We start from the raw sequence: 2,826 nt of genomic DNA, 5'->3' as shown, positions 1-2,826 counted from the left end.
TTCCAACGCAGCCGGTTCTGGCTGGACGTGCCCAAGGCCAAGGGCGGCACTGATCCTGCCGAGGAGGAGTTCTGGCGGACCGTCGAGGAAGGCGATGCCGACGGACTCGCCCAGGCTCTCGGCCTGAACACCACCGACGGCCTCGGCGACATCATTCCCGCGCTCTCCGCATGGCACCAGGGGCGGCGGGGCCGCGCCCGGCTCGACAGCTGGCGCTATCGGGTCGTGTGGCGGCCGTACGAACTTCCCGGGACAGGCACGCTCGACGGCACCTGGCTGCTCGCCGTACCCGAAGAACACCTGACGTCTCCGCTGGTCACCGATGTCACCCATGCTCTGGACCGGGCGGGTGCGACCACCGTTATCCTCGCCATGGCCGCAGACGACCTGGACCGCGGGCGGATCGCCGCACGGCTGGCCGACACCGAGCCCGCCTCCGTGCGGGGCATCGTCTCCCTGCTGGCCCTCGACGAGCGCCCGGCCCCCGCCCACTCCGGCGCGACCGTGGGCATGATCTCCTCACTGCTCCTGATCCAGGGCCTGCTGGACGCCGGCATCGAGGCCAGGACGTGGTTCCTGACCAGCGGAGCCGCCACCACCGGCAGCGGCGGTGACGCCGTCGTCCACCCCTTGCAGGGGGCTCTCTGGGGACTCGGCCGGGTGGTGGCCCTCGAACAGCCCCGGCGCTGGGGTGGACTCGTCGACCTCCCTGCCGAACTGGACGACGACAGCGCACGCGGACTCATCGCCGTCCTCGCCGCTCGGGGCGACGAGGACCAGATCGCCCTGCGCGGCCGGAGCGCCCACATCCGCAGGCTGGTCCGCGCACCCCTCGCCGGCCGCGCCGCACCGCGCACCTGGCGCACCAGTGGCGGCGCGCTCGTCACCGGAGGCACCGGCGGCCTCGGCGCTCACACCGCCCGGCTGCTCGCCCGCAACGGCGCCGAGCACCTGGTGCTGACCAGCCGGCACGGCGCCGAAGCGCCCGGCGCGGCGGAGCTGGAGCGGGAACTCACCGGCCTCGGCTGCCGGGTCACCATCGCCGCCTGCGACGTCGACGACCGGGAGGCACTGCGCCGCCTCGTCGAACAGGCCGAGTCCGACGGGCCTGCCATCCGCACGGTCGTACACACCGCGGGTGTCGGCATGCTCGCCCCCCTCGCCGACACCGACCTCGACTTCTTCGCTGAGGGTGCCCGCGCCAAGCTGCTCGGGGCGGCCAACCTCGACGAGATCTTCGACCACGACCGGCTGGACGCCTTCGTCCTGTACTCGTCCGTCGCCGGTACCTGGGGCAGCGGCGACCACGGCGCCTACTCCGCATCCAACGCCTACGTCGACGCCCTCGCCGAGCACCGCAGAGCCCGTGGCCTGACCGGTACGTCCCTGGCGTGGGGCATCTGGAGCCCCGAAGGCGGTGGCATGGCCGTCAACGTCGTACGCGAGCAACTACGCTGGCGCGGCATCCCCTTCATGGACGCCGAACTCGCCGTCGCCGGCCTCCAGCAGGCGCTCGACCATGATGAGACCTTCCTCGCCGTCGCCGACATCGACTGGGAGCGCTTCGTCCCCGTCTTCACCGCGGCGCACCCCCGGCCGCTGCTGCACGAGGTCCCCGAGGTCGCCGAGGCGATGAAGGCCGACGAGGCCGTCCTCGACCGGGCCGCCGACCGCCGCGGCGGACTGCGCGCGGAACTCGCCGCCCTGTCGGCCGCCGAACGCGACCGTGCCCTGGCCGACGTGGTGCGCAGCCAGGTCGCCGCCGTCCTCGGCCACAGCGACGGCAACGACATCCCCCCCACCCGGGCCTTCCGTGAACTCGGCTTCGACTCCCTCACCGCGGTCGAACTGCGCAACCGGCTCAACGAGGCGACCGGACTGGCCCTGCCCGCCACCATCGTCTTCGACCACCCCAACATCCGCGATCTCGTGCGCCACCTGCGCGGACAGCTCGTCGACGACTCCGCCGACGAGCAGGCCGCCGTACTCCCGGCCACTGTGGCGGGCCGACCGGCCCACGAGGACGAGCCGATCGCGATCGTCTCCATGGGCTGCCGCTTCCCCGGCGGAGCGCACTCCCCCGACGACTTCTGGCAGCTCGTCCTGGACGAGACCGACGCCATATCGCCGCTCCCCGCCGACCGCGGCTGGGACCTCGACACCCTGTACGACCCCGATCCGGACCGGGCCGGCACCAGCTATGTCCGCGAGGGCGGGTTCCTGCACGACGCGGCCGAGTTCGACGCCGGGTTCTTCGGTATCTCGCCGCGTGAGGCGACCGCGATGGACCCGCAGCAGCGCCTCCTGCTGGAGACCACCTGGGAGACTCTCGAGCGGGCCGGCATCGCGCCCGACAGCCTGCACGGCAGCGACACCGGAGTCTTCGTCGGCGTCTCCCACCAGGGCTACGGTGCGACCGGCGACATACCGGACGGCCTCGAAGGCCATCTGATCACCGGCACCGTCACCAGCATCGCCTCCGGCCGCATCTCCTACACGCTCGGCCTGGAAGGCCCCGCCGTGACCATGGACACCGGCTGCTCCTCCGCACTCGTCGCCATGCACCTGGCCATGCGCTCCCTGCGCTCCGGGGAGTGCTCCCTCGCCCTGACCGGCGGCGCCGCCGTCATGGGCGAGCCGATCGGGCTGGTCGGCTTCAGCCGCCAGCGCGGTCTCGCGGTGGACGGCCGCTGCAAGGCGTTCGGCGCGGGCGCCGACGGCATGGGCATGGCCGAGGGTGTGGGTGTGCTGCTCCTTGAGCGGTTGTCGGATGCGCGGGCCAACGGCCATCAGGTGCTGGCGGTGGTGCGTGGTTCGGCCATCAAT

General features: G+C 72.6%; 1 protein-coding gene. It reads left to right on the top strand.

Going from position 1 to position 2,826, the window contains the following annotated elements; all coding sequences use genetic code 11:
- Positions 1-2,826, top strand: a 2,826-nt coding sequence (locus ACFU53_RS47540; RefSeq protein WP_384006757.1) for an SDR family NAD(P)-dependent oxidoreductase, incomplete at both ends; no start/stop codon positions are given.

It is taken from the genome of Streptomyces sp. NPDC057474 (assembly GCF_042802555.1).
GTDB lineage: Bacteria > Actinomycetota > Actinomycetes > Streptomycetales > Streptomycetaceae > Streptomyces.
Note: the sequence above shows the minus strand (reverse complement) of the source record. Positions and strands in the feature narration are given on the sequence as shown.